The following is a 2594-nucleotide window of genomic DNA, read 5'->3' as shown; positions in this document are numbered from 1 at the left end:
GTCGCGGCCGTCGACTCGCCCGCGGCGGCGGTAGAGTACGTCGAGGAGGCGGTCGAAGCCGACCGGTAGCCCTGTTCGCGGACCCGTCAGGCGAGCCGTTCGTTCGCGATCTCGGCACCCCCGACGAGCGCGTCGAGCTTCGCCCACGCGATCTCGGGGTCGACCATGCCGAGCCCCGCCTGCGTGCCGAACCCGCAGTCGGGCGCGGCGACGAGGGGGATCCCGTCGTCGACCGCGTCGGCGACGCGCTCCAAGCGGTCGGCGATCGTCTCCGGGTGGTCGATGATGTTCGTCTTCACGTCGACGACGCCTGGGATCAGCGTCCAGCCGTCCGGGACGGGGTGTTCGCCGAAGGCGCGGTACTCGTGTTGGTGGCGCGGGTTCGCCTGCTCGACGCTGAGCCCGGTGATGTCGGCCTCGTAGATCAGCGGCAGCATCTCGGCGAGGTCGGTGTCGAGGTGGTGGGGCCCCTCGTAGCTCCCCCAGCAGGTGTGGAGCCGAACCTGCTCGGCGGGGACGTTCGCGAGCGCCTCGTTGAGCGCCTCGACGTGGAGCCGCGTCGCGTCCTTCGCCGCCTCCAGCGGCTCGTCGGCGTACGCCGCGGTGTGGCCGACGGTGAGCAGTTCGGGGGCGTCGATCTGGAGGGTGAGTCCGGCGTCCGCGACGAGTTCGTACTCGGTCTTCATCGCCTCCGCCACCGCGAAGAGGTACTCCTCGTAGTCGCCGTAGTGCTCGTCGACGTGCGTCGCGGTGACGACGCTCGGCGACGCCGCGGTCATGAACGCGTCGTCGGCGTCGCGGTCGGCGGCCTCCAGCGCGTCGAGGAGTCCGTCGACCTCCGCCTCGGCCTCCTCGCGGCCGGTGTACTCGATCGGCCCGTCGACGACCGGGTGTTCGGAGAGGTCGATCACGTCGGTCTTGAACGTCTCCTCGGCATATGAGGGGAACTCCTGGAGATCCGCCCACAGCTCCGTCTCCTGCGTGCCGCCGATGCCGCTGAGCCGGTCGGCGACGTACCAGTTGAACGAGACGCGGGACTGCTCGCCGTTGTTGATCGAGTCCAGCCCGGTCTCGACCTGTCGGTCGACGACGTCGCGAGTCGCCTCCGCGACGGTCGCGTCCCACTCGTCGCCGTCCACGTCCTCCCCGTCCTGCCGCTTCGTGAGCAGGTCGAGCAGCGCCGGCGGTCGCGGCAGGCTTCCGATGTGCGTCGTCCCGATGTGTGCGTCGTTCGCCATTATGACACACGTCTCGTCGGGAGAACTAAAACGCCGAGGATCTGGCAGAAGCGGCCGATGACGAAGGGAACGCCGAAGGCGTTACCAGGTATCGTGGAACGTGTCGAACTCGATCGAGTCGAGCGGCTTCTCGCCGATCGCGGCCTCGTACTCGCCCGGCGTCAGCATGGGCTTGTGGAAGCGCGGGCCGTCGTCGGTGGTGATCCGCGGGCAGCCGGTGTTGACGAACGCGTCCATGTCGAAGTTCCGCAGGCGGTCCGGCGTCACCTCGTCCATCGTGATCAGGTAGGCGTTCTCGTTGTTGTCGACGATCTCTTGGGCCTTCTCCCACCGGCCCTGCCCGATCTTCGTACAGAAGATGACGCCCCACTTCTCGGCGTCCATCGCCTTGTGGACCGCGGCGTAGCGCTGCTTGAGGAACTGGTCGTGTTCCGCGACCGATACCGCGTTGTTGACCGGGTCGGCGATGACGACCCGCTTGTCGGGGTGTTCCATCGCAAGTCCGACCGGGTGGAACTTCCCGCCGCCGACGTACAGCACTTGGTCGGCGTCGATGTCCGCGGAGGCGTAGTTACAGCCGAGCACCTGTCCCTCCTTGGTGAGGCGGTCGTCGCCTCGGCGGGTATGGACTTCGTAGCCGCGCTCTTCGAGCCAGTCGGTCATCTCCTCGAACCGGTTCATGTGCTGGGCCGTCGTGACGAGGCCCACGTCGGCGTCCTCCTCCGGCGGCGACAGCTCCTCCGCCAGCGCGTCCTCCATGATCGGGAAGGGGTCGACGTTCGAGAACAGCGGGACGTAGACGATGCTGTCTGACTCCTTCATCGGCGTGTGGCCGAAGTGGACGAACACGTCCGTCCGCCGCATCAGGTACGTGTCGAGGTCGCAGGCACCGTAGCAGGGCTGCCCGGAGAGCATGAACGTCACGTCGTCGGGCGCGACCTCGCGGAGGTCGTCGGCGACCTTCGGCCCGCGGCGCTTGAGTCCCTCGGGGAACTGGAGCCCGACCTTCGTGGCGTCCCGTTCTTCGATGGCCTCTAAGATCCGGTCGAGTTCGTAGTCCCACTCGCGGTCGTGTTTCAGGGCCATCCCCGTCTTCGTCAGGTCGCCCTCCGTGGAGCCGCTCATGTCGACCGAATTGTGCGGCAGGACGGTTAAACGGCGCGTTCGACCCCGAGTTTCGTCCCCGACGTTCGTGATCGTCGGGTCCGTTCGGCGCGGTCGCCCGGACGCGTCGGGCCTGTCAGAGGCTGTCGTCGGTGAGCAGTCGGGCGATCCACGCCCGCAGCCGGGGAGCGGCGCGTCGTCCGCGACCGCGACCGGAGTCCCGCTCGACGTCGAGGCGAACGCGGTCCGTGC

General features: G+C 68.2%; 2 protein-coding genes. Both read right to left on the bottom strand.

Going from position 1 to position 2594, the window contains the following annotated elements:
* Nucleotides 1–86: 86 nt before the first annotated feature.
* Complete coding sequence (locus BN903_RS08975; protein ID WP_048077410.1) at nt 87–1238, bottom strand: cobalamin-independent methionine synthase II family protein; 1152 nt, start codon at nt 1236–1238, stop codon at nt 87–89.
* A gap of 81 nt (nt 1239–1319) precedes the next feature.
* Nucleotides 1320–2363 (bottom strand): diphthamide biosynthesis enzyme Dph2, encoded by a 1044-nt coding sequence (dph2, locus tag BN903_RS08970; RefSeq protein ID WP_006628691.1) that lies wholly within the window; start codon nt 2361–2363, stop codon nt 1320–1322.
* Between the last annotated feature and the right edge of the window lie 231 nt (nt 2364–2594).

The sequence above is a fragment of the Halorubrum sp. AJ67 genome, assembly GCF_000513435.1.
Note: the sequence above shows the minus strand (reverse complement) of the source record. Positions and strands in the feature narration are given on the sequence as shown.

Coding starts and splice junctions, on each gene's coding strand:
- BN903_RS08975 (WP_048077410.1), bottom strand. CDS start 1,238: ATGGCGAACGACGCACACATCGGGACGACGCACATCGGAAGCCTGCCG.
- dph2 (WP_006628691.1), bottom strand. CDS start 2,363: ATGAGCGGCTCCACGGAGGGCGACCTGACGAAGACGGGGATGGCCCTG.